Source organism: Streptococcus thermophilus (genome assembly GCF_010120595.1).
Taxonomy (GTDB): Bacteria; Bacillota; Bacilli; order Lactobacillales; family Streptococcaceae; genus Streptococcus; species Streptococcus thermophilus.
In genome coordinates this window covers 1,696,191-1,720,462 of record NZ_CP038020.1, presented here as the reverse complement: position 1 = coordinate 1,720,462, position 24,272 = coordinate 1,696,191, and the positions used below count along the sequence as shown (strand labels likewise).

General features: G+C 39.5%; 15 protein-coding genes and 6 pseudogenes. 19 read left to right on the top strand and 2 right to left on the bottom strand.

Features of this window, described 5'->3' with window-relative positions; genetic code table 11:
• The first annotated feature begins 4 nt into the window (after window positions 1–4).
• A complete protein-coding gene (gene cls, locus E3C75_RS09055; RefSeq protein ID WP_172451571.1) occupies window positions 5–1,555 on the top strand; it encodes a cardiolipin synthase in 1,551 nt (516 codons plus the stop codon).
• A gap of 92 nt (window positions 1,556–1,647) precedes the next feature.
• On the opposite strand, the pseudogene E3C75_RS09050 reads toward cls, so the two are convergent.
• Window positions 1,648–2,330: pseudogene (locus tag E3C75_RS09050) on the bottom strand (ISL3 family transposase); the annotation flags it as partial.
• A 277-nt stretch (window positions 2,331–2,607) separates the two neighbouring features.
• On the opposite strand from E3C75_RS09050, the gene E3C75_RS09045 reads away from it, so the two are divergent.
• The 11 genes and pseudogenes from E3C75_RS09045 to E3C75_RS08990 all read left to right on the top strand — a co-directional run bounded on the left by E3C75_RS09045 (window position 2,608) and on the right by E3C75_RS08990 (window position 16,957).
• Window positions 2,608–3,120 (top strand): GNAT family N-acetyltransferase, encoded by a 513-nt coding sequence (locus E3C75_RS09045; RefSeq protein WP_011681320.1) that lies wholly within the window; start codon window positions 2,608–2,610, stop codon window positions 3,118–3,120.
• 191 nt (window positions 3,121–3,311) lie between these two features.
• A pseudogene (locus E3C75_RS09040) lies at window positions 3,312–3,952 on the top strand (DNA alkylation repair protein).
• Between the two features lie 296 nt (window positions 3,953–4,248).
• Window positions 4,249–5,325 carry an aspartate-semialdehyde dehydrogenase gene (locus E3C75_RS09035; protein ID WP_111679637.1) on the top strand — a complete coding sequence of 359 codons (1,077 nt, stop codon included), beginning with the start codon at window positions 4,249–4,251 and terminating at the stop codon, window positions 5,323–5,325.
• Between the two features lie 337 nt (window positions 5,326–5,662).
• Window positions 5,663–6,598: a 4-hydroxy-tetrahydrodipicolinate synthase gene (dapA, locus tag E3C75_RS09030; RefSeq protein WP_014608458.1), complete on the top strand. Its 936-nt coding sequence runs from the start codon at window positions 5,663–5,665 to the stop codon at window positions 6,596–6,598.
• A 156-nt stretch (window positions 6,599–6,754) separates the two neighbouring features.
• A complete protein-coding gene (gene rnc / locus E3C75_RS09025) occupies window positions 6,755–7,444 on the top strand; it encodes a ribonuclease III (protein WP_002951139.1) in 690 nt (229 codons plus the stop codon).
• A gap of 2 nt (window positions 7,445–7,446) precedes the next feature.
• Window positions 7,447–10,980 (top strand): chromosome segregation protein SMC, encoded by a 3,534-nt coding sequence (gene smc, locus E3C75_RS09020; RefSeq protein WP_100273479.1) that lies wholly within the window; start codon window positions 7,447–7,449, stop codon window positions 10,978–10,980.
• A gap of 619 nt (window positions 10,981–11,599) precedes the next feature.
• Window positions 11,600–12,643 carry a phenylalanine--tRNA ligase subunit alpha gene (pheS, locus tag E3C75_RS09015; protein ID WP_064356043.1) on the top strand — a complete coding sequence of 348 codons (1,044 nt, stop codon included), beginning with the start codon at window positions 11,600–11,602 and terminating at the stop codon, window positions 12,641–12,643.
• Between the two features lie 16 nt (window positions 12,644–12,659).
• Window positions 12,660–13,178: a GNAT family N-acetyltransferase gene (locus E3C75_RS09010; RefSeq protein ID WP_111679636.1), complete on the top strand. Its 519-nt coding sequence runs from the start codon at window positions 12,660–12,662 to the stop codon at window positions 13,176–13,178.
• A 300-nt stretch (window positions 13,179–13,478) separates the two neighbouring features.
• Window positions 13,479–15,887, top strand: a complete 2,409-nt coding sequence (pheT, locus tag E3C75_RS09005; RefSeq protein ID WP_084830704.1) for a phenylalanine--tRNA ligase subunit beta — start codon at window positions 13,479–13,481, stop codon at window positions 15,885–15,887.
• A gap of 419 nt (window positions 15,888–16,306) precedes the next feature.
• Window positions 16,307–16,528 (top strand): hypothetical protein, encoded by a 222-nt coding sequence (locus E3C75_RS08995; protein WP_223899737.1) that lies wholly within the window; start codon window positions 16,307–16,309, stop codon window positions 16,526–16,528.
• 90 nt (window positions 16,529–16,618) lie between these two features.
• A complete protein-coding gene (locus E3C75_RS08990) occupies window positions 16,619–16,957 on the top strand; it encodes an ATP cone domain-containing protein (protein ID WP_014608455.1) in 339 nt (112 codons plus the stop codon).
• A gap of 43 nt (window positions 16,958–17,000) precedes the next feature.
• Here the strand turns inward: E3C75_RS08990 and E3C75_RS08985 are convergent, their stop codons facing one another.
• Window positions 17,001–18,266, bottom strand: coding sequence for an aminotransferase-like domain-containing protein (locus E3C75_RS08985; RefSeq protein WP_011681310.1), 1,266 nt, complete (start codon window positions 18,264–18,266; stop codon window positions 17,001–17,003).
• Between the two features lie 157 nt (window positions 18,267–18,423).
• Here E3C75_RS08985 and E3C75_RS08980 point away from each other — a divergent pair, with 157 nt between their 5' ends.
• From E3C75_RS08980 to E3C75_RS08955, 7 genes and pseudogenes are all read left to right on the top strand, one after another.
• Entirely contained in the window at window positions 18,424–18,954 is a 531-nt protein-coding gene (locus E3C75_RS08980) for a DUF5067 domain-containing protein (RefSeq protein WP_111679635.1), read from the top strand.
• Between the two features lie 137 nt (window positions 18,955–19,091).
• Window positions 19,092–19,601: an ECF transporter S component gene (locus tag E3C75_RS08975; protein WP_011226181.1), complete on the top strand. Its 510-nt coding sequence runs from the start codon at window positions 19,092–19,094 to the stop codon at window positions 19,599–19,601.
• Window positions 19,602–20,460 (top strand): annotated as a pseudogene (locus E3C75_RS08970) (pyridoxamine kinase).
• Window positions 20,450–20,554: pseudogene (locus E3C75_RS12345) on the top strand (ECF transporter S component); the annotation flags it as partial. The pseudogenes E3C75_RS08970 and E3C75_RS12345, both read left to right, overlap by 11 nt.
• Before the next feature lie 90 nt (window positions 20,555–20,644).
• Window positions 20,645–21,820, top strand: a pseudogene (locus E3C75_RS08965) (IS256-like element IS1191 family transposase).
• 49 nt (window positions 21,821–21,869) lie between these two features.
• A pseudogene (locus tag E3C75_RS08960) lies at window positions 21,870–22,301 on the top strand (ECF transporter S component); the annotation flags it as partial.
• Window positions 22,302–22,439: 138 nt separating this feature from the next.
• Window positions 22,440–23,978: an ABC-F family ATP-binding cassette domain-containing protein gene (locus E3C75_RS08955; RefSeq protein WP_100262486.1), complete on the top strand. Its 1,539-nt coding sequence runs from the start codon at window positions 22,440–22,442 to the stop codon at window positions 23,976–23,978.
• Window positions 23,979–24,272: the final 294 nt, after the last annotated feature.

The following is a 24,272-nucleotide window of genomic DNA, read 5'->3' as shown; positions in this document are numbered from 1 at the left end:
TAAAATTGAACGTCTTTATGATAAGAGTCGTCGAGGCTTTCTTCGTGGAATATTTAGTCGTGCTACGATTATCTTCTTAATCATTATACTGCAGCTTGTTGTTGTGGCCATGTCTTACCTCTGGTTGCATCAATATAGGATACACCTGCAAGTAACAGAAGTAGTCCTTTGTATTCTGGCCATTATCTATCTCTTCCAAAGTGATATGGAACCAACAGCCGTCAACACTTGGCTCCTGATTGTATTGCCTTTTCCAATTATCGGAGCCTTGCTCTTGGCTTATACGAAACTTGATATAGGTTACACAGGGATGAAGCGTGCTATTCAGAGCAATATTGACCGCAGTTCTGGTATTCTGAAACAGGATAATCAGGCCCTCGAAGAGCTTAAGCAGCGTCACACGAGCAACTATAACTTGGTCCAATATCTTGAAAATGTGAATGGTTCTTTTCCAGTTTATCGTCACACGAAGACGACCTATTTCCCAAGTGGTGAAGACAAGTTTGAAGAAATGAAGAAACAGCTCCTTAAAGCAGAGAAGTATATTTTCTTGGAATATTTCATCATTGGTGAAGGTGAGATGTTGGGTGAAATCCTAGCAATCTTGAAACAGAAGGTTCAAGAAGGGGTGGAAGTTCGAGTACTGTATGATGGCATGAATGAATTCTCAACCTTAAGTTTCGACTATAAGAAACGTTTGCAAAATATAGGAATTCAGTCTCGTGTTTTTGCATCAGTGACGCCATTCTTGTCGACCTATTATAATTACCGTGACCATAGAAAAATTTTGCTGATTGATGGTAAGGTTGCTTTCACAGGTGGGGTTAATTTAGCTGACGAGTATATTAACAAGATTGAGCGTTTTGGTTATTGGAAAGATACCGCCCTTATGCTGGAGGGGCCAGCGGTTGATACTTTCATAGTCCTATTTCTGCAGATGTGGACCTACTCTCATGAACTGCTAGATGTGACACCGTATATGGTTGAACATGAGTGCTTTGACACTCTTGGCTTTGTTGTTCCTTATGGAGATATTCCATTAGACAAGGATAAAGTTGGTAAGAATGTCTATATTGATATTCTTAACCATGCCCGTGATTTTGTTCATATCATGACACCTTATCTTATTTTAGATGGTGAGTTATTACATGCATTGAAATTTGCGGCTGAGCGTGGGGTAGACGTTACTATCATCATGCCTGGTATTCCTGATAAAAAGTCAGCTTACTACCTAGCTAAGACCTACTACCCAACACTGCTGGCCTCTGGCGTTAAAATCTATGAGTACACCCCTGGATTTATTCATGCTAAGGTCTTTGTAAGTGATAATAGTAGGGCTGTTGTAGGAACGATTAATTTAGATTACCGAAGTCTATATCATCATTTTGAGTGTGCGACCTATCTTTATGGGACTTCTTCGGTTCTTGATATTGAGGAAGATTTCCAAGCGACAAAAGACCAGTGTCACCGAGTCAGCACGACTGATGTTAAAAATCTTCCATTCTATCAAAAGACCCTAGGTTTATTGGCCAGACTAGTTGCGCCATTGATGTAATGTCAATTTTTGTAAGAAGAGGGTTGAGCCCTCTTTTTTTAAAAGTTTAAAAGGCTCCTTGTCAACTGTAGTGGGTTACGAAAATCTAACATCTAGAGAGGACCGGATAGGTTTTCTCTTTTTGTATGTTCAGAGTGATGAAGACACGCTTCCTAAAGTTGATGAAGTTTCTAAAACCAAAGCCCAACCGTTTGATGTCTTTAATCAACTTGTTAGTCGCTTCAAGTTTCGCGTTTGAATAGTCTGTTTCTAGTGCGTTTTTGATGGATTTCTTGTGTCTAAGAAAAGTCCTAAAGACAGTTTGAAGATAATGATTGACCTTGCTTATGTTCTCCTCTATTAACTCAAAGAACTAATCTACTCTCTTCTCCTGAAAGTGAAAAGTAAAAGCTGATAAAGTTTGTAGGCATTAGCGATCTCTTCTGAAAATACCAATGTCTTCTCAATGATTTCATGTGGTACTAAAGTTTGTCTGAAGGTCTTTGAATAGAAGGAGTTGAGAGATCGCTTACGACTGTCCTTTTGAAAAAGTCGCCAGTGATTTTTTAAATCTCAATAAGGTAGTGAATTCTTATTAAACTGGTTCATAATGGCAATTCTTGTCTTTAAAAAGGCACGTCCAAGGTGCTGGATAATGTGAAATCGATCAGGAACGATTTTTGGCGTTAGGAAAGAGTTTGCGAGCCAGTGGAATATAAGCTCCAGACATATCCATCGTGATAAATTGTACCTGTTGTCGGATTTCCAATGGATACTTCAAAAAGTAGTTTCGTATACAGGATAATCCAGTTTTGCTTGAACCTCAATATGAGTATCCGTTTCAAAAACAAGAGAATAATGATGTTAGGGTCTTTAATTCCGATTAATTCTGTGGTATTCTTAATAAGCCTCATGAGTTCTTCCTAATGATGGTTTTGTCGCTCTTTATTATAGTTCTTATGGGACTTTTTGTGTATACTTAAAAAGCTCTATAATCTCTACAGTGGTTTTACCCACTACAGAAATTATAGAGCCGTTTAAAATAAAGATAATGAAGTCCGAAGGAGAAATTGATGATAACCATTCGTCCAGCCAACTTGGCTGATGCACAAGCTATTCAGGCCATATATGCACCCTATGTTGAGAAGACGGCGATTACCTTTGAATATGAGGTTCCTAGTGTTCAAGAGTTTGAAAAACGCATCAGCAATACGATTGAAAGATACCCCTATCTAGTAGCAGAAGAGGATGGACAAGTTCTCGGTTATGCTTATGCCTCACCCTACTATGCTCGAACAGCCTATGATTGGACGACAGAATTGTCTATCTATCTGAATGAAGATGCGCGTGGTCGGGGTTTGGGGAGCCAGCTCTATGGTGCTCTCGAAGAGGAACTTGAAAAACGAGGCTTTTTGCGATTCTTAGCTTGTATTGCTGTTCCGAACGAGGCTAGTATTGCCATGCATGAAAAACGCGGTTATATCCAAGTGGCTCATTTTCCAAAAGTTGGTTACAAGTTTGAACAATGGCATGATATCGTCTGGATGCAAAAGACCATAGATGGTCCTGTCAGAAAAATACGGTAGAAGTCTGGAAATGTCTAGTCAAAGTTGACAAATTAATTATGCAATCTGACAATGATAGATTGATACTAATATTTGAGAAACTGTAGAAAAAGCTCTAAACTGTGAACCAATTTCTTTGTAGTAAAGGAGCCTATACGTCCCAAACAACAAGTGCCCGACTATTGCCTCAGAAACCTTCTAAATGGGTAAAAATCCTTTTAAAACTGTAAGAGGACCAAGCTGACTCAGCTAAAGTACACACATGGAAGCCTATATGAAAAATAAATTCAGGTTTCTTGGCGTTCAAAAAAACAATTCTCAGAAAGATTGAAAGAGAGTTTTTTAAGCCTTTTATTAAGGATCCAATTGACTGGACTTTTATGGAAGAGTGTTGGCAACACCCCTACCGTGAGTTTCAATATATTGCTATGGATTATCTGGACAAAAAGAAGAAGGAGTTTAGACCTGAAGATTTTTCAAAGCTAAAGGAATTAGCTCAAACCAAATCATGGTGGGATAGTATAGATCAATTAGACCGTATTATCGGGGAGATTACTTTTCACTATCCAGAAACTAAGGACTTCATGCGCCAATGGAGTCTGGATGAGGATTTTTGGTTGAGACGTATTGCCATTGACCACCAGCTTATACGTAAAGAATTGACAGATACAGACCTTTTAGCTGAGGTTATTTGTAATAACTTTGGACAGACTGAGTTTTTCATTACCAAGGCTTTCGGTTGGAGCTTGCGCAATTATTCAAAGGTAAATCCTGATTGGGTCCGTGATTTATTGATCACCATGCTAGTCAAATGACATCTCTTAGTATTAGGGAAGCAAGAAAGTATTTGTAGAACTCAACCGCTTGACTCTGTTACCTATTATGTTAGAATAGGAGTATGCGATGAGTCGATTGGCTCTTTAGAGCCTTTTGCGCTGAGGAGGTCAACATTAAATTGTAACGCAGGAGCGGACCTTGAGTAGTTGTGTGAACCTGCTACTCTCATCGAAAGATGCCTCTTATCCCTTGCCGTTTGGTAGGGGATTTTTCTGTTATTCTTGCTCTTTTAACCCTTTTCAACTGGGTTTAAACATAGTATAATAGATTTATTAAACTAAATTGATAGAAAATTCCAAAAGAGGTTTTACTATGGGATACACAGTCGCTGTTGTCGGTGCTACAGGTGCCGTTGGTGCTCAAATGATCAAAATGTTGGAAGAATCACCACTTCCAATCGATAAAATTCGCTACCTTGCGTCTGCTCGTTCTGCAGGAAAAGTCTTGCAGTTTAAAGGTCAAGACGTGACCATCGAAGAAACGACGGAAGACGCATTTGAAGGTGTAGACATTGCACTTTTCTCAGCTGGTGGATCTACCTCTGCTAAATATGCACCATACGCTGTTAAAGCCGGTGCAGTAGTCGTTGATAACACATCTTACTTCCGTCAAAATCCAGATGTGCCATTGGTTGTACCTGAGGTCAATGCACATGCGCTTGATGCTCACAACGGTATTATCGCTTGTCCTAACTGTTCAACTATCCAAATGATGGTGGCACTTGAGCCAGTTCGTCAAAAATGGGGCTTGGACCGTATCATCGTGTCAACTTATCAAGCTGTATCAGGTGCTGGTATGGGAGCAATCCTTGAAACACAACGTGAGTTGAAAGAAGTTTTGAATGACGGCGTTAACCCACGTGATGTTAAAGCTGAAATCTTGCCATGTGGTGGCGATAAGAAGCATTACCCAATCGCCTTTAACGCCTTGGCTCAAATAGATGTCTTCACTGAAAATGACTATACTTACGAAGAAATGAAGATGACAAACGAAACTAAGAAAATCATGGAAGACGATAGCATTGCCGTATCAGCAACATGTGTACGTATTCCAGTCTTGTCAGCTCACTCAGAGTCTGTCTACATTGAAACAAAAGCAGTGGCACCAATTGATGAAGTGAAAGCCGCTATTGCAGCATTCCCAGGTGCGGTCCTTGAAGATGACGTTGCAAGCCAAGTCTACCCACAAGCCGTTAATGCTGTTGGATCACGTGATACCTTTGTCGGACGTATCCGTAAAGACTTGGATGCTGAAAAAGGTATACACATGTGGGTTGTTTCAGATAACCTCCTCAAAGGTGCTGCTTGGAACTCAGTCCAAATTGCAGAAACTCTACACGAACGTGGACTTGTACGCCCAACATCAGAATTAAAATTTGAATTGAAATAGGGAGCGAAACAGAAATCAGTAACTCGAAGAGTTTGATTTCGTAGTTTCGCCCCCGAACAGTTGATTAGGAAGTACGAATGTTGTAAACATGAATGTTTCCAATTAACCACTGCGCCATGGCTTAGGGACTAGTAAGGTTTTAGTGTTGTATGTTAATACTAACTTAAAGCTGATTGCAATGAAACAGGTAGACATATCTCTCTATTTTTTTGTGTAAATCACCAAAAATTGGAAACAATGTGACATCACGTTTTCAGAAAATTGTCAACTTATCTGTCTGTCTGGTCAAAATTATGGTAAAATGGAAAGGATTAGAAAACGGTTGAAGGAGAATACTATGTCAATTGATCAATTAAGAGATGTCAAACTGATCACAGCCCTAATTACACCTTTCCATGAGGATGGATCTATCAACTATGATGCTCTTCCAGACTTGATTGAGCATCTATTGGCTCACCATACGGAAGCTCTTCTTTTGGCAGGAACAACTGCTGAAAGCCCAACGCTTACTCATGATGAGGAGTTGGAACTCTTTGCGGCTGTTCAAAAGATTGTCAATGGTCGTGTACCACTGATTGCTGGTGTCGGTACCAACGATACGCGTGACTCTATCGAGTTTGCTAAAGAAGTTGCTAAATTTGGTGGTTTCGCAGCAGGTCTTGCTATCGTGCCTTACTACAACAAGCCATCACAAGAAGGTATGTACCAACATTTCAAAGCTATTGCAGATGCTTCTGATTTGCCAATTATCATCTACAACATTCCTGGTCGTGTAGTTGTTGAAATGACTCCAGATACCATGCTTCGTTTGGCTGAACATCCAAATATCATTGGTGTTAAAGAATGTACCAGTCTTGCCAACATGGCCTACCTTATTGAGCACAAACCTGAAGATTTCTTAGTTTATACTGGTGAAGATGGAGATGCCTTCCACGCAATGAACCTTGGAGCTAATGGTGTTATCTCAGTAGCCTCTCATACAAATGGTGATGAGATGCATGCCATGCTTAAAGCTATTGAAAATAGTGACCTCAAGACGGCAGCAGCTATCCAACGTAAATTCATTCCTAAAGTTAACGCTCTCTTCTCAGTACCAAGTCCTGCACCTGTCAAGGCTGTTCTCAACCATCTTGGTTTGGAAGTTGGACCACTTCGTTTGCCATTGGTTGCATGTACTTCAGAAGAAGCTAAACGTATCATCAAGGTTGTCCTTGAAGAAGATGTCGAAGCAACACGTGAAACCGTTACAGGTGTTGTTCGTCCAGATTATTAAGAAAATGAAGTTGAGCATTGCTTAGCTTTTTTTAGTGCAATTGGTTACCTCTCACTAAATCCGCAGATATAGCTACTAAAAGCAGTTTTTCCATCATGAAAATCTGCTTTTTTTGATATAATTATAGTTAGTGTGTTTAAAAAGAAAGGATGTTTTATGAATCAACTTGAACAAAAACTTGAACAGGACTTTGGTATTGTTTTTAGCCAAAAGGACCTTTTAGAAACCGCATTTACACATACCTCATATGCCAATGAGCACCGCCTCCTAAACATTTCACATAATGAACGTTTGGAATTTTTAGGAGACGCGGCTCTGCAATTAGTCATTTCTGTTTACCTTTACAATCGTTATCCTAACAAACCGGAGGGGGAAATGTCTAAGATGCGTAGTACTATCGTTCGTGAAGAGAGCTTAGCCGGATTTACAAAGGCTTGCGGATTCGAGCAGTATATTCGTCTTGGTAAAGGTGAAGAAAAATCTGGTGGTCGTGAGCGTGCCACCATTCTCGGTGATCTCTGGGAAGCCTTCCTTGGAGCTCTCTATCTGGATCAAGGTTTGCCTGCTGTTGAGAAATTTTTGAATCAGGTCATGATTCCTCAGGTTGAAAAGGGGAACTTTGACCGAGTAATAGACTATAAGACGGCGCTTCAAGAGCGTCTCCAGGTCAATGGTAAGGTTGATATTACTTATACTGTTATCGATGAGTCTGGACCTGCTCATGCTAAGGAATTTACTATGCAGGTAGCTGTTGATGGTAAGGAACTCAGCACTGGTCTCGGAAAATCAAAGAAATTAGCTGAACAGGCAGCAGCGAAGTCTGCCCTTGAACAACTAGGTAATTAAGCATGTACTTGAAATCAATTGAAATGCAGGGCTTTAAGTCCTTTGCGGATAAGACGAAGGTCGTATTTGACAAAGGAGTAACAGCCGTTGTAGGTCCAAATGGATCGGGAAAATCAAATATTACAGAGAGCCTGCGTTGGGCACTGGGCGAATCCTCTGCAAAGAGTTTGCGTGGGGGCAAGATGCCAGATGTTATTTTCGCAGGTACAGAGGTCCGTAAAGCTCTTAACTACGCGGAAGTAGCGGTCACTCTTGATAACAGTGACGGCTTTATCGCAGGTGTTGGTGAAACCATTCGTGTGGAACGTCATATTTATCGAAATGGTGACAATGACTACTTGATCGATGGTAAGAAGGTTCGTCTGCGTGATATTCATGACCTCTTCATGGATACTGGTCTTGGGCGTGATTCTTTTTCTATTATTTCTCAAGGTCGTGTTGAGGCTATTTTTAATGCCAAACCTGAGGATCGCCGTGCTATTTTCGAGGAAGCTGCAGGTATTCTTAAATATAAGATACGTAAGAAAGAAACCGAAAGCAAGCTTAATCAAACTCAGGATAATCTTGATCGATTGGAAGATATCATCTATGAGCTAGATGGTCAGGTTAAACCACTTGAAAAGCAAGCAGCGACAGCAAAATGCTACTTAGAACTCGATGGAGAGCGTAGACAGACCCTGCTTAACCTTTTAGTGCATGATATTGAAGTTGGAAAATCTGACTTAACCCAAACACAAGAAGATTTGGCAGAGGTCAAGGACAAATTAACCAGCTATTATGAGGAACGTCATCGTTTAGAGACGGAGAACCAAGAACTCAAGCAAAAACGTCACCAAATTTCAGAACAAATTTCTTCTGACCAACAAACCTTAGTAGATGTCACACGACTTATTAGTGACTTTGAGCGTCAAATTGATCTCTATACCATGGAGAGTCAGCAGCGTTCCGAGAGAAAAGAAGAGACAGCAGCTCGTCTCAGCGAGCTAGAGAGTTTGAAAGCAGAAGCACAGGCTTCGCTTGATAAGGTTAACCAACGTCAAGTTAAATTGAATGCTGAATTGAATACTATTGCTCAGGAGCTGACTGCCATTCAAAAAGATCTGGAGCAATTCTCTGATAACCCAGATACGCTTATTGAACGTTTGCGAGAAGACTATGTCAGTCTTATGCAGGAGGAAGCTAAGGTTTCCAACAGTCTAACTCAGGTCACCCACGACATGGAAAGTCAGACACAAGCACTTGAGGCACAGGCTGAAGAATATAAACAGGCTCAAGCTTATTTGCTCTCTGCTCAGGAAGTAGCTAGCGAAGCTCAAAAGGCTTATCAAGCAGCTCAAGCGAGTCTTCAAAATCTCTTGAATAGCTACAAAGAGAAGGATCAGTCTTATCAAGTCATCGATAAGGACTATCAAGAAGCTCAAACGAAGATGTTTGACCTCATGGATCACCTTAAGAGTAAAGAAGCTCGCCGTCAAAGTCTAGAGTCTATTCAAAAAAATCATAGTAATTTCTATGCAGGGGTTAAGTCCGTTCTTCAAAATGCCCAATCCATTCAGGGAATTATTGGCGCTGTTAGTGAACACTTGACCTTTGATACGCGCTATCAGACGGCTCTTGAAATTGCAATGGGAGCTAGTGGGCAAAACATCATTGTTGAGGATGAAGCAGCAGCTAAGCGTTCGATTGATTACTTGAAACGTAATCGTCAGGGTCGTGCGACTTTCTTACCATTGACAACCATCAAACCACGTCAACTGAATGGGCAATTTGCTCAAATTCTTGCCAATGCACCTGGTTTCATTGGTATGGCTTCCGATTTGGTCACTTACGAGGAACGTTTGGCTAATATTTTTCAAAACATCTTAGGTGTAACGGCAATCTTTAATACCATCGACAATGCCAATAAGGCTGCTCAAGCTGTTCGTTTTCAAGTACGTATGGTTACTCTTGATGGCTCTGAAATCCGCCCTGGTGGAGCCTTTGCCGGTGGTGCCAATAAGCAAAATAATAGTCTCTTTATTAAGCCCGAACTAGATGCATTAACTACTGAAATTAGCCAAATTAAGGCTCAATTAAGTGATAGTGAGGCTAAGGTTGAAGCCCTTAAGACAAAGCGTAAGGCTTTACAGAAAGCGCTAGAAGATTTCAAAGTTGATGGTGAAAATGCTCGTCTGCAGGAGCAAAGGCTAGGCTTGGAGTATCAGCAAGCCTTATCAGATGTAGAGAAAAATCAAGTCTTGGTAGATAGTTTCAAGCAGGGTTCTCAGGGATCTGAAGGGGCAAATCTTCAAACTAAGTCTGAGCAACTTAAGGCAGAGTTAGCGCAAATTGCATCTAAGCGCGAGGCCATCAATGACCGTATCGAAGCAATTAAGGAAGATAAGGATGCCCTTGGCCAACAAAAACAAGCTCTCTTAGACAGGCAATCTGAACTCCAGTTGAAGGAGCGCGACTTGCAAGCGGAATTGCGTTTTGCTAAGACAGAAAGTAATCGTCTTCAAGCAGACTTGTCTGAATTAACGAAGGAATCTGACAGTCTCAAGGCTCTCCTCAATAACCAAGTCGATGAGGATCAAACTGATCGTCTGCCGCAGTTACAAGCACAGCATAAAGAAGCTGTTCAACGTAAAGACGATTTGGAACAAGCACTTGTTCGTGCCAAGATTCAAGTGCAAGACTACGAAGGTCAGTTGGAGGACTTGGAGGAGCGTTTGGCTAAAGCGGGGAACCGCAATGAAGATTTGATTCGTCAACAGACTCGATTGGAAGAGCGTGAAAGTCAAAATAGTCAGTCGCTTCGTAAGTTTGCGACTCAGTTGGCTGAAGATTACCAGATGACGCTTGAAGCAGCCAAAGGTCAGGTTACCCCTCTTGAGAATGTTGAGCAAACTCGCCAGAATCTTCAAAGTCTTGAGCGTTCGATTAAGGCTCTGGGCCCTGTCAATGTAGAGGCTATTGCCCAATTTGAAGAAGTTAAGCAACGTCTCGATTTCTTGAATGGTCAAAAGGATGATTTACTTGAAGCTAAGGGTCTCCTTCTGAATACCATCAATGATTTGGATGGTGAGGTGAAATCTCGCTTTAAAGCAACCTTCGAGGCTATCCGTGAAAGCTTTAAACAGACCTTTACCCAGATGTTTGGTGGCGGATCAGCAGATTTGATTTTGACCTCAGACAATCTCCTAGAGGCCGGTGTAGAAATTTCTGTTCAGCCACCAGGTAAGAAAATTCAATCACTTAACCTTATGTCAGGTGGTGAGAAGGCCTTGTCAGCTTTGGCTCTTCTCTTTGCCATCATTCGTGTTAAGACTATACCTTTTGTTGTCCTAGACGAAGTAGAAGCGGCTTTGGATGAAGCCAATGTTAAACGCTTCGGTGACTACCTCAATCGTTTTGACAAGTCTAGTCAATTTATCGTAGTTACCCACCGTAAGGGAACCATGTCAGCAGCAGACTCTATTTATGGGGTGACAATGCAGGAATCTGGTGTCTCAAAAATTGTTTCAGTTAAACTAAAAGACCTCGATTTTGACTAAAAATAGATTATAATTTCATGAAAGATAGTTGATAGCTTTATCACTATCTTTTTTTATAGTTTCAAAAAAATTTGAAATGACTTTCAAAAAAACGCAATCGATTGCGTAAAATGCTCTAACAGTGGCTATGATCAGGATTTTTGCCACTATGAGAAAGCGGTCAGCTGGTCTTTTTCGATTGAAATATTACAATTCTAAGAAGTTTTTTCTTTGTTTATTTTACCACTCATCTTTTTCAGTTTGAGACTAGGCTTGTCTGATACGGGCATTGAGCATTACCTGAATGATTTCTCCAAAAAGAATAGTTTCCAAAAAAACTTATTGAATTGACGTAACTGTAGGCACTTGAAAGCACAACTAATTTTTGATAGAATGGTGGTAATTAAATAGAAGTCGTAGAGACTAGTAACCTTATGGAAATTGACAGGGATTGGGGGTCATGGACTGGAAGCCTCCTCAAGGGAAGTTTGGCGAATTCACTCATGAAAACGGCTGACGAATCAAGGTCTGGGAAACCAGATAAAAAACGGATGGTACCGCGTGTCAACGCTCCGGGTTGGAGTTTTGGCGTGTGTTTTTTTGTTTGCGATTCGAAATTGTCATATCAGAAAGGAATATCATGGATTTACAAACACAATTACAAGAGTTGAAAACCTCAACGCAGGCTAAATTGGCTGAAATGCGTGGTGAACACTCTAAGGAATTACAAGAATTGCGTGTTGCAGTTTTAGGTAAAAAAGGTTCTTTGACGGAACTTTTGAAGGGACTTAAAGACCTTCCTAGTGAAGAACGCCCTACAGTTGGTAAAATGGTCAACGAAGTTCGTGACGTTTTGACTGAAGCTTTTGACGAAGCAGCTAAAGTTGTTGAAGCAGCTAAAATTCAAGCCCAACTTGACTCTGAAAGTCTTGACGTAACCCTTCCAGGTCGCCAAGTAAACCTTGGTAACCGTCATATTCTTAGCCAAATAGCTGAAGAAATCGAAGATATTTTCTTGGGGATGGGCTTCCAAATTGTTGATGGTTTTGAAGTTGAAACAGACTACTATAACTTTGAACGTATGAATTTGCCTAAGGATCACCCAGCACGTGACATGCAAGATACTTTCTACATTACCGAAGAAATCTTGCTTCGCACTCATACAAGTCCTGTCCAAGCTCGTACACTTGATAAACATGATTTTTCTAAAGGTCCTCTTAAGATGATCTCACCAGGACGTGTTTTCCGTCGTGATACCGATGATGCGACTCACAGCCACCAGTTTCACCAAATCGAAGGTTTGGTCGTTGGTAAAAACATCTCAATGGGTGATCTGAAGGGAACGCTTGAGATGATTATTCAAAAAATGTTTGGTGCAGAACGTCAAATCCGTTTGCGTCCTTCTTACTTCCCATTCACTGAACCTTCCGTTGAGGTTGACGTGTCATGCTTCAAGTGTGGGGGTAAAGGATGTAACGTATGCAAGAAGACAGGTTGGATTGAGATCCTTGGTGCTGGTATGGTTCACCCACAAGTGCTTGAGATGTCAGGTGTTGATTCTGAAGAATATTCAGGTTTCGCCTTTGGTCTTGGTCAAGAACGTATTGCCATGCTTCGCTATGGTATCAACGACATCCGTGGTTTCTATCAAGGAGACGTTCGATTCTCAGAACAGTTTAAATAAGGTTTAGGAGGTTGTCATGACGGTTGTTATTCGAAAGGTTCTTCCCGAAGAAGTTGAAGAATTAAAAGTTATTTCGGAAGATACTTTTAGGGAGACATTTGCTCATGATAATACAGAATCCCAGTTGCAAGCTTACTTTGATACAGCACTGTCTGAGGAAGTTCTGCTCGATGAAATTACTCATGAAGAATCGCGTTACTTTTTCATTATAGTTAATGATGTAAAGGCAGGTTTTCTAAAAACTAATGTCGGATCTGCCCAAACAGAGCAGCACCTAGACAATGCCTTTCAAATTCAGCGTATTTATATCAGTCAGGCCTTTCAAGGCATGGGCTTGGGTAAGCGATTATTTGAGTTTGCTTTGCAAGAAGCTCGTGACCTGGGTTGTGATTGGGCTTGGTTAGGTGTTTGGGAAAGGAATTTCAAGGCACAGATTTTTTACGATAAATATGGCTTTGAAAAATTCGCAGAACACGATTTTCTTGTCGGTGATGGTAAAGTGGATCGCGATTGGTTGTTAAAATTGAAACTATAAACCTAAATGAAGTTGATAGAGAGGTTTTAAGAAGACGATAAAACGCATAAATTTGTCTTCCTCATATATCAAATACAGATATTCCTAAATTACAGAAAGGATTTGAACCCGTCTTAAGAGTGGTTGAAGTTCTTCTTACATTTATCAGTTGAACTGATAGTTTTACAGAAAGGATTTGAATACGACCTCAAAGTTCGAGATTTAGATAAGTCGCTACTGAAATCAGGATTTCAGGCGACTTCCTAAAATCTTGTCACTTTGGTCCTTGCTCTGCAAGGACACGGTCTTAATATCATTATTATGCTAGTTAGTTATAAATGGTTAAAAGAGTTGGTTGATGTGGATGTTACCACGGCCGAACTTGCTGAAAAAATGTCGACAACAGGTATTGAAGTGGAAGGTGTTAAGACACCTGCTGAAGGCTTGTCAAAATTGGTTGTTGGTCATGTCTTGTCATGTGAAGATGTGCCTGAAACACACTTGCACTTGTGTCAAGTAGATACAGGAGATGCTGAAGGTCCACGTCAAATTGTATGTGGCGCTCAAAATGTCACTGCTGGAATCAAGGTAATTGTTGCCATTCCTGGTGCCCGAATTGCAGATAATTACAAGATCAAAAAAGGTAAGATTCGTGGTATAGAATCTCTTGGTATGATCTGTTCTTTAGCTGAACTTGGTCTTCCAGATAGCATTATTCCTAAAGAATTTGCAGATGGTATCCAAATTTTGCCAGAAGATGCTGTTCCTGGAGATAGCATTTTCCCATATCTAGACCTTGATGACGAAATTATTGAATTGTCAATCACACCTAACCGTGCTGATGCCCTTTCTATGCGTGGTGTGGCTCATGAAGTTGCTGCAATCTATGGTAAATCCGTTCATTTCCCAGAAAAAACAGTTACTGAAGACAGCAAACTAGCTTCTGATAAAATTTCAGTAGCTATCGAAAGTGATAAAGTGACTACTTATGCTAGTCGAGTGGTTGAGAATGTCACGGTTCAACCAAGTCCACAATGGCTACAAAACCTTCTCATGAATGCTGGTATTCGTCCAATTAACAATGTAGTAGATGTGACAAACTATGTTCTTCTATACTTTGGACAACCAATGCATGCCTTCGATTTGGATAAGCTTGAAGAATCACACATTGTTGCCCGTGATGCACGCGAGGGTGAAAAACTGGTTACTCTCGATGGTGAAGAGCGTGAATTGACTGCTGAAGATATTGTTATTACAGTTGCTGACAAACCTGTTTCTCTTGGTGGTGTCATGGGTGGTGCATCAACTGAAATTGATAACAACTCTAAAAATGTTGTCCTCGAAGCTGCTGTTTTTGATGGAAAATCTGTTCGTAAGACAAGTAGCCGTCTTAACCTTCGTTCAGAATCGTCATCACGCTTTGAAAAAGGTATTAATAACGATACTGTCCTTGAAGCTCTTGATTTTGCAGCAGCAATGTTGCAAGAATTGGCAAATGGATCTGTTCTTGCAGGCCGTGTTCAAGCAGGTTCAGTCGACACAGAACCAGTCCAAGTTTCTACAAGTCTTGACTATGTGAATGTCCGTCTAGGTACAGAATTGACTTTTGCGGATATTGAAGATGTGTTTGCAAAACTTGGTTTCGGTTTGACAGGTGATGCTGATAGATTCACTGTATCTGTACCACGTCGTCGTTGGGATATCAGTATCCAAGCAGACTTGGTAGAGGAAATTGCACGTATCTATGGCTATGAGAAATTGCCTACGACACTTCCAGAGGCAGCAGGAACATCCGGTGAATTGACTAAAACACAAACACTTCGCCGTAAGGTTCGTACCATTGCTGAAGGTGCTGGATTGACTGAGATTATTTCATACACCTTGACAACACCTGAAAAAGCCGTAGAATTTGCTGCGACACCAAGTAACTTGACTGAGTTAATGTGGCCTATGACTGTTGATCGCTCTGCCCTCCGTCAAAACTTGGTTTCTGGTATGCTTGATACCGTTGCTTACAATGTCAACCGTAAGAATAGCAACGTAGCTATCTACGAAATCGGTAAGGTCTTTGAGCAAAATGGTAATCCGAAAGAAGAGTTACCAAACGAAATCAATACCTTTGCCTTCGCAATTTCTGGTCTTGTAGCGGAAAAAGATTTCCAAACCAAAGCAACGCCAGTTGATTTCTTCTATGCTAAAGGTATCATTGAGGCTCTCTTCAATAAACTTGAAGTTTCGGTTGACTATGTAGCGACAAAAGACCTAGCAAGCATGCACCCAGGTCGTACTGCTGCTATTGTGCTTGATGGTCAAACTATTGGATTCCTTGGTCAAGTTCACCCACAAACAGCTAAAAACTACGGTATTCCAGAAACTTATGTGGCCGAAATTAATCTTAGTGCTGTCGAAGACGCCTTGAAACCAGCTCAACCATTTGTTGAAATCACAAAATTCCCTGCAGTATCACGTGATATCGCCCTTCTTCTTAAGGCAGACATCACTCATCAAGAAGTTCTTGATGCCATCTATTCAGCAGGAGTGAAACACTTGATTGCTGTTAAACTCTTTGACGTTTATGCAGGTGAAAAACTTGGTGCTGGTATGAAATCAATGGCCTATAGCCTCACCTTCCAAAATCCAAATGACAACCTCACAGACGAAGAAGTTGCCAAATACATGGAAAAAATTACCAAAGCTCTCACTGAAAAGGTCGAAGCAGAAGTACGTTAATAGTTAAAAATCCATCTGATAAGATGGATTTTTAAGATAGTAGATATAAGGCTAAAAGGAGATAACTTGTTTTTAGAGTTTTTTGATGGGATTTGGGGACATTACACCTTTGAATCTGATAAAGTCAATACACTTATTGATGCCTTACCCAGTTTTGCTTATCCTTTGGGTCAACTGGTATTTTTAATACTAGTCTATAGGTTACTCGTTCATCAATATATTAAGAGGTTTTTAACCATGTACCTCAGTATATATGTAATTGGCATAAAGAAACATTTCGAAAAAGTAAATTATCTTTACTAGTCCTACCAATAGTTTATCTCTTTGTTTTCGGAATGACCTATGTTTTGGGTGGGAATGTTTTGGCTACCGTCACTGTTTACAAAGATTATAGAGGACTTAAAACTATTTATAGTTAAGTGGACAAAATAGATATTCGTTATCTTGGGTCAAAATCGAGTAGTGCTAGGATTGATGCTGTCTTTATTGATTCTGACGGACAGATTTATGATATGCATCTGATAAACGGTGACAAGAGAATTGCTAATCATATTCGACATAATCAGTCAATGTCCTATTCCTCAACTCTATCCTTTGATAAACATGGCAAACCACTTTACATTTCTAAATTCTTGGAATAAGCAGTCCGAATAGCTCTTTCAGTGATTGACACTTGACAAATATGTAAATTCTCTGCATAATAAAAGAAAAAACCTGAAAAGAGGCTAGCCATGCAAATTATTAAACGTAATGGTCAAGTTGCTGAATTTGATCCTGATAAAATCTACCAAGCCATCTTAAAAGCAGCACAGACTGTGTATGTTCTTGATGATTCTTGGCGACAAAACCTTGCTCAAGTCACTAAAAAAGTAGCACTTGATCTACAAGATGCTCAAGTGGAACGTCCAACCATTAACATGATTCAATCATTGGTTGAAAATCGTCTTATGGAAGCTGGTTTCATCAATATCGCCGAGCATTATATTTCATACCGTTTACAACGAGATTTGGAGCGTAACGGTTATGGTGACAAAGTAATCGTACACCTACGCTTTGAACAGACTAAATAATAAAAAGCCATTGCTTTGATGGCTTTTTTGTATGTTTGAGTTTTTAGTCTATCATTTTCAAAAGTTTTAAAAAAGTCTTCAGTTCTTTTCCATGTCCTATTTGCATATAAGTCTCAGAAGTTGGTCTTATAAAGGATGTTTCTAAAAAGCGAATTTGTTTCTGAGCTTTGAAATTCTCTAATGAGACCCCTTTTGGAAGCTTCCAGGTAATGTGTCTAGGAGAAATCTGATATGGAATGGAAACCTTAGCTTTCTCGATAGTTTCCTGACTTTTAGCCATGTTTTGTTGAAAAAGGTCTTTAAGTTTTTTAATATTTTTTTTGAACATACCATTATCAAGATAAATTGAAAGTGCTTTTTGCATGATGAGGTTGGTATCATAGTCAATAAGTCCTTTGTGGGACAAAAAGGTAGTCTTAAGGTTTGGTGGTAAGACGAGGCTACCTAGTCGTAAACCTGGAAAAAGTGCCATGGAAAAAGATTTGATATAGATGGTCTGATTTTGGGTATCGTAGTAGTGAATTGGTAGATTTTTACTATCGCTAAAGTCACCCATATAATCGTCCTCGACGATATAGACATTATACTGTTTGGCAAGTTGAGCCACCTTTTCTTTTTCACTAGCAGTGTAGCTCAATCCAAGAGGATTTGAGTAACGACTAATGGTATAGAAAAACTTAATCTGACCAGTTTTAAAGTGTTCCTCTAATAGATTAAAGTCAATACCATCAAGATTGCGATTGATAGTTTCGTAGGATAGATTTTGACGCTTGACTAAATGGTTCATACGGTGGTAGGTAGGTTGTTCTAAAAGAATTTTGTGAGCACCATTACCGAAATCCATCTGTGATAGGATATAGAGAGCCTGTTGGCTTCCTGAAGTAATGACAATTTGATTTGAATTGACATAAATGTCGTCAGATGCAAGGCGATTTTTTAATGCTTCAACCAGTTCTTTTAGTCCAGCTTGCTCATGATAATAGTTGAAGAGGTAGTCTTGGTGTTCTGCCAAACTTTCATCTAAGCAAAGACGAAAATCCTCGTAAGCTAATTGATTATAGTCATTAAGGTTGAGTAGAACCGTATCATTGGATTTAGAGGGGCCCTCTAGAACATAATAGCCACTTTTGGGGACGGCATAAATATAGTTTTGATACTTAAGTTCCAAGAGCGCTCTTTGAGCAGTATCTTTACTGCAACCATAAGTCTGACTAATCTGACGAATAGATGGTAATTTACTTCCTTTCTCCAAATTACCATTTTGGATATCTTTTGCGATAGTCTTAACAATTTCTTGATAGATGCTCATAACTACCCCCTTACAGATTTTTTTATTCTACCTTATTTATTCTCTGAGAGCAAGATGTCTGGAGGCATTTGACAGTATTATTAGATTTTGACATAATAAAAAGGTTATTAGGAAATACTAAATTCCTATTTTAAACAAGTTTAAGGAGATTGTAATAATGACATTTAAGAAAGTCTTAGGACTTATCGCTCTTGCTTGCTTAACCATTATTGGTTTGTCAGCCTGTACACCGGATAAAGAGCCTACTTGGACATACGATAAAAACAAAATGCAATTTGTGGGACAAGATGCTAGCGTACAAGTTCTTTCTGCCACTAAAATCGAATCCCCTGAAGATCAAAAAGCTATTCGTGTTCACTATAAACTTAGCAACACAAGTAAAGAAACCATGAATGCCTACGCTCTTTTGATGAAAGTGGTTCTCGATGTTAAACAGGAGAAGGAAGAATTGAAGGTTGCGACAATGGTCTTCTCTAAAGACGATGACAGAGACAAGATTGCTAATAAGACAAAGATTGGCCCTAAGGAAGTTAAGGAAATTGTTGTTGACTATGCCGTGTCTGATTTTGATCATGACTTGATAATTGAATTCTCAGACTATGGTACAGAAGCAGATGCGACTGCTCATATTTCATTGAAAAATCTTGAAAATGCACCCGTCAAATACTTTGATAATAAATCTCAATAAGCTTTATCGCCACATGGATGTGTGGTGATTTTTTATAGCCTCACATCTGTACCGGGTCAGATAGAGAAATCTCTACTTGTTTAATCGTCAGAATTTTCATAAACTTATACTATATTTATTTCTAAGGAGTTTTAGATATGTCAGCAAAACGTTTAACCCTCTCTGCATTTTTCATGGCACTTGTTGTCATTTTGAGTTCAAGTCTCTTGTCAATTCCTGTTCCAGGAGGTCACTTCTATTTTAACGGTATTATCATTTTCTTGGTTGGTTTGATATTTCCACCTATGGATGCAGTCATAATTGCTGGTGTGGGCTCATTTATTGGAGATTTTCTTTTTTATCCTCTTCCTATGTGGGTAACACTAGCAACACACAGCCTTCAAGTTCTTGCTATCTCACTTGTTGTAGGTGGGCGATTAGGAAAATTGAGTAAACCTAGGGCTGTTTTAGGTCTCTTGCTTGGGGCAATTATCAACCTACTTGGTTATGGTTTTGGAAGAGCCTTTATCTATGGCACACCAGCCTATGCTATGATGAAAATTCCTTTTGATCTAGTTGCCGCAATTCTTGGTTCAGCTTTCGCCTACTATATTTACTTCCATACAGGATTTATTAAACAGTTTAAAAAAGTTTGGGAAGGAAAATAGATGACCACAGTGATTGTTGTCAATGATCTCGTTGGTTTTGGGAAGGTTGCTTTGACCAGTAGTCTTCCTATCATGTCATCTTGTCAGACTGAAGTTCTTCCCTTACCAACGGTTCTTTTGTCTTCTCATACTGGTGAGTTTGACAATATCTATGTACGATACCTTACAGTTGATATGCAAGGTTTTTGTGGGCAGTGGAAGCGATTGGATTTTAGAGTGTATGGCTTAGTCGGTGGTTATTTCAAGTCAGAAGAAGAACTAGGCCTTGTCAGTCAATTGTCTTACGAAAAAAAGATTCCTCTTTTTGTTGGATCCTATTATGGGTGATAATGGCCGTCTCTATCAAGGTTTTGATAGAGACTATGTAGAAGCTATGAAAGATTTCTGTCAACAGGCTGATGTCATAATTCCCAATCTGACAGAAGCTGCCTTATTGACGGGTTCTCCTTATCTTGAGGAAGGTTCCTATGATATGACTACTATTGAGAATCTTCTGAGAAATTTGAGCAGGCTTGGACCTCGAAAAGTTATTTTAACAGGTATTTCATTTGAGACTGAAAAGATCGGGTTGGCTTATTTCGATAAGGAGACCAATCAAGTAATTTATCGAATGAGGAAACGGTATCAATCACATTTTTATGGGAGCGGGGACTTACTGATGGCCATTTTATCAGCCGGATATTTTCATAACCTTGATTTTCTTAAGGTTTGTGATTTGGCTTTGGATTTCCTGAATAAAGTCCTATTGTTTACACTTTCAAGTGGTCGCCCTTTAAAATATGGTCTCTGTTATGAGCCCTATATCGGTTATTTATTTAATGGCATTAATGAGCTATTGGAGGAGAAAAATGAAAAATGATAATACTCGTGAATTAGTTGAATTGAGTTTGTATGCAGCCTTGATTATTGTTACTATACAGTTTATTCGTATTCCTTTTGGACCACAATTTGTCCGGTAGTGTAAAATAAGTTGTGTAAACACAAAAAGGAATAAATCCGTTATAGTAGAGTTGCAAAACATTACTAGAAAGAGATTTATTCCTATGACTCAGTTTACCACAGAACTACTTAACTTCCTAGCCCAAAAGCAAGATATTGATGAATTTTTCCGTACTTCTCTTGAAACAGCTATGAATGATCTGCTTCAAGCAGAGTTATCAGCCTTTTTAGGGTATGAACCTTACGATAAATTAGGCTATAATTCTGGGAATAGTCGTAACGGAAGCTATGCACGGAAATTCGAAACCAAATATGGGACTGTTCAGTTGAGTATTCCTAGAGATCGTAATGGGAACTTTAGTCCAGCTTTGCTTCCCGCTTATGGACGTCGAGATGACCACTTGGAAGAGATGGTTATCAAACTCTATCAAACCGGTGTAACGACTCGAGAAATTAGTGATATCATCGAGCGAATGTATGGTCATCACTATAGTCCTGCCACAATTTCTAATATCTCAAAAGCAACTCAGGAGAATGTCGCTACTTTTCATGAGCGAAGCTTAGAAGCCAATTACTCTGTTTTATTTCTTGACGGAACCTATCTTCCATTAAGACGTGGAACCGTTAGTAAAGAATGTATTCATATCGCACTTGGCATTACACCAGAAGGACAGAAGGCTGTTCTTGGATATGAAATCGCCCCAAATGAAAACAATGCTTCTTGGTCCACCCTGTTAGACAAGCTTCAAAACCAAGGAATCCAACAGGTTTCTCTTGTAGTGACCGATGGCTTCAAGGGGCTTGAACAGATTATCAATCAGGCTTACCCATTAGCTAAACAACAACGTTGCTTAATTCATATTAGTCGAAATCTAGCTAGTAAAGTGAAACGAGCAGATAGAGCGGTTATTCTGGAGCAATTTAAAACGATTTATCGTGCTGAAAATTTAGAAATGGCAGTGCAAGCTTTAGAGAACTTTATCGCCGAATGGAAACCAAAGTATAGGAAAGTCATGGAAAGTCTGGAGAATACGGATAATCTTTTAACTTTTTATCAGTTTCCCTACCAGATTTAGCATAGCATTTATTCGACAAACCTCATTGAGTCTCTTAACAAAGAAATCAAACGTCAAACGAAAAAGAAGGTCCTTTTTCCTAACGAGGAGGCTCTGGAACGTTATTTAGTTACCCTGTTTGAAGATTATAATTTCAAGCAAAATCAACGCATCCATAAAGGGTTTGGCCAATGTGCTGACACACTTGAAAGCTTATTTGATTAACATTCTTCAACTCTACTTGAGTGTTTACACATAATTATTGACAGTATCATTTGTCCATTTGGGAAATGCTTTGGTTGTAATTGCTATCTTAATTTTTGGTGCTAGAAAAGGTGCGTTAGTTGCAACGGTAGCATTAGGGCTATTTGATATTTTTAATGGCTATGCTGCTGAGGTTTGGATTACTATTTTAGAATCTTTGATTGTCTGTTTGGTGCTCTATCTTGTTTTTGAAAAGCTCCTAAAATCAAATGATAAAATAGTTAACGTCATTATCGCTGGAGTGATCGCTGCATTGACCAAAATTATTTTGAATTTCCTTAAGTATACGATTATTAATACCATCGTTGCGTCCCTCCCCTTAAAAGCTGCCATGCTAGCTTCAGTGATCAAGATTGGTGGAACTTTTGGAACATCAGTTGTTACAATCATTGTGGTTCCTCTTTTATATCCTGTCTTCAAACGCATTTTGAAAAAAGACTAAAGATTGAGCAGGCGGGTCCTGCTTTTTCTTTTCGATTTTACATAAGCAAAGGTCCAAATTTACACTAAAAAATGGTAAAATAACTAAGTTAATGTCAAGAAAGGAAAGGGCTAAAGACTGTTTTAGCCCAGATATGTTATGTCTATTTTAGAAGTCAAAAATCTTAGTCACGGATTTGGGGACCGTGCCATTTTTGAAAATGTCTCATTCCGTTTGCTCAAAGGTGAGCATATCGGTCTTGTCGGTGCTAATGGTGAAGGAAAGTCAACCTTTATGTCTATCGTTACTGGGAAATTGCAGCCAGATGAAGGTAAGATAGAGTGGTCTAAGTATGTGACAGCGGGTTATTTAGATCAGCACGCTGTCCTTGAAAAGGGTATGACCGTACGCGATGTCCTTCGTACGGCTTTCAATGAGCTTTTTAAAACTGAGGAACGTATCAACAAGATTTATATGTCTATGGCAGAAGAAGGTGCCGATGTTGATGCTTTGATGGAAGAAGTAGGTGAGCTTCAGGATCGGTTGGAAACTCGTGATTTCTATACTCTTGATGCCAAGATAGATGAGGTTGCTCGTGCCTTGGGTGTCATGGATTTTGGTATGGATACCGATGTGACGGATCTTTCAGGCGGTCAACGTACCAAAATTCTCTTAGCTAAGTTACTGCTTGAAAAACCCGATATCTTGCTTCTCGATGAGCCAACCAACTATTTGGATGCTGAACACATCGCCTGGCTTAAGCGCTATCTCCAAGAGTATGAGAATGCTTTTGTTCTCATTTCGCATGATATTCCATTCTTAAACGATGTTATTAACATTGTCTACCATGTTGAAAATCAAGATTTGGTTCGCTATGCAGGCGATTATGATGATTTCCAATCTGTCTATGCTATGAAAAAAGCACAATTAGAAGCTGCCTATGAACGTCAGCAAAAGGAAATTGCCGATCTTCAAGATTTTGTTAACCGTAATAAAGCTCGTGTTGCTACTCGAAATATGGCCATGTCTCGCCAGAAAAAATTGGATAAGATGGAGATTATCGAGTTGCAAGCAGAAAAACCAAAACCTGAATTCCATTTCAAGGAAAGCCGTACGCCTGGACGTTTTATATTCCAAACTAAGGATCTCGTAATTGGATACGACAGTCCTTTGACTAAGTCGCCTTTGAATCTCACTTTCGAACGTAATCAAAAGGTAGCTATCGTCGGTGCCAATGGTATTGGTAAGACCACTTTGCTGAAAAGTTTACTTGGGATTATTCAACCTCTTGAAGGAGAAGTTGAAACAGGTGATTTTATTGACCTAGGTTATTTTGAGCAAGAAGCAGAAGGTTCACGTCAGACCCCACTTGAAGCGGTTTGGGATGCTTTCCCAGCTCTAAATCAAGCTGAGGTTCGTGCAGCCCTAGCTAAATGTGGTTTAACTTCTAAACATATTGAAAGTCAAATTCAGGTCTTGTCAGGAGGAGAGCAGGCAAAAGTTCGTTTCTGTCTCCTTATGAATCGTGAAAATAATGTCCTTGTTCTGGACGAGCCAACTAATCACTTGGATGTTGATGCAAAGGACGAATTGAAGCGTGCCCTTCAGGCCTTTAAAGGTAGTGTCCTAATGGTATGTCACGAACCTGAATTTTATGAAGGTTGGACAGATATTTGGGATTTTAATGAGTTAGTTTAATCAAAAAGAGTGTTGACATCTTCTCAATGAGTTAGAGTGTCACTCACTCTATTTTTGAGTGGGCAAAGAGCCAAGTAGTAGTCATTAGGATTTGCTAATAGCTTAATGATAGAGACTCTAGGGTCAGTCAGTGATAAGAATATTTCACATGGCACACTAGTTAATATGTATTGAGCTAATAAAATGACGATTTTAAATCAAAATATCTTATTTTGTTCAAAAAGTAACAAAGTTTGAGCATAAAACGTTTAACCGTTTTCTAATTGTGGTAAAATTGTATAGTAATCTATTATC

What these genes read in the sequence shown, in the direction of transcription:
- E3C75_RS09045 (WP_011681320.1), top strand. Translation starts at nt 2,608, where the DNA reads ATGATAACCATTCGTCCAGCCAACTTGGCTGATGCACAAGCTATTCAG.
- E3C75_RS09035 (WP_111679637.1), top strand. Translation starts at nt 4,249, where the DNA reads ATGGGATACACAGTCGCTGTTGTCGGTGCTACAGGTGCCGTTGGTGCT.
- dapA (WP_014608458.1), top strand. Translation starts at nt 5,663, where the DNA reads ATGTCAATTGATCAATTAAGAGATGTCAAACTGATCACAGCCCTAATT.
- rnc (WP_002951139.1), top strand. Translation starts at nt 6,755, where the DNA reads ATGAATCAACTTGAACAAAAACTTGAACAGGACTTTGGTATTGTTTTT.
- smc (WP_100273479.1), top strand. Translation starts at nt 7,447, where the DNA reads ATGTACTTGAAATCAATTGAAATGCAGGGCTTTAAGTCCTTTGCGGAT.
- pheS (WP_064356043.1), top strand. Translation starts at nt 11,600, where the DNA reads ATGGATTTACAAACACAATTACAAGAGTTGAAAACCTCAACGCAGGCT.
- E3C75_RS09010 (WP_111679636.1), top strand. Translation starts at nt 12,660, where the DNA reads ATGACGGTTGTTATTCGAAAGGTTCTTCCCGAAGAAGTTGAAGAATTA.
- pheT (WP_084830704.1), top strand. Translation starts at nt 13,479, where the DNA reads ATGCTAGTTAGTTATAAATGGTTAAAAGAGTTGGTTGATGTGGATGTT.
- E3C75_RS08990 (WP_014608455.1), top strand. Translation starts at nt 16,619, where the DNA reads ATGCAAATTATTAAACGTAATGGTCAAGTTGCTGAATTTGATCCTGAT.
- E3C75_RS08985 (WP_011681310.1), bottom strand. Translation starts at nt 18,266, where the DNA reads ATGAGCATCTATCAAGAAATTGTTAAGACTATCGCAAAAGATATCCAA.
- E3C75_RS08980 (WP_111679635.1), top strand. Translation starts at nt 18,424, where the DNA reads ATGACATTTAAGAAAGTCTTAGGACTTATCGCTCTTGCTTGCTTAACC.
- E3C75_RS08975 (WP_011226181.1), top strand. Translation starts at nt 19,092, where the DNA reads ATGTCAGCAAAACGTTTAACCCTCTCTGCATTTTTCATGGCACTTGTT.
- E3C75_RS08955 (WP_100262486.1), top strand. Translation starts at nt 22,440, where the DNA reads ATGTCTATTTTAGAAGTCAAAAATCTTAGTCACGGATTTGGGGACCGT.